The sequence below is a fragment of the Vibrio sp. Y176 genome (assembly GCF_033438945.1).
In genome coordinates this window covers 1-542 of record NZ_JAWOQS010001049.1, presented here as the reverse complement: position 1 = coordinate 542, position 542 = coordinate 1, and the positions used below count along the sequence as shown (strand labels likewise).

Sequence of the window (542 nt, the reverse complement as noted above, 5' to 3'; positions counted from 1 at the left end):
AGAAAAAACCTTGAGATCACTCGCAACACAACAGAGGAAGAAACGGAGCTTTACTGACAGTTTTGACGAAATTGTTTCGCCAATGAAATGCTTGACCTTCCCCTTGATGTAAGGTTTAAGCTCTTTACATCGCTATTATTGAGGACAAGTTTATGAACCAGTTCGTTGTACCGTTATCGGGGCTCAACTGCATGGGTTGTGCAAGGAAAGTAGAGAAAGCGTTACACGCTAATCACGATGTTGAAATCATCAATTTGTCTCCGACCTCTGTAGAATTAAAGACGGATGCGTCTTTATCTGACGTGGTCGCCTCAATTGAATCCCTTGGTTACCAAGCTGGCACCCATTATGAGCTCCAACTATCGGGGCTAAGCTGCGGTGGCTGCGTGAAAAAACTCTCTTCTTTATTAGAGTCCAATCAAGATGTTGTCTCTTTCGAAGCTTCGACAACGCACTTACGCAGTCATACTCTGCTGACACAAGAGCAAGTCATCGATTTAGTGGCAAGCTTAGGCTATAGCACAAGTGCCGAAGTGATCACA

1 protein-coding gene is annotated in these 542 nt (G+C 44.3%); it reads left to right on the top strand.

The features are described from left to right. Nucleotides 1–152: 152 nt before the first annotated feature. Nucleotides 153–542: cation transporter (locus tag R7O13_RS30140; RefSeq protein ID WP_318305628.1), on the top strand; the 390-nt coding region annotated here is incomplete at its 3' end.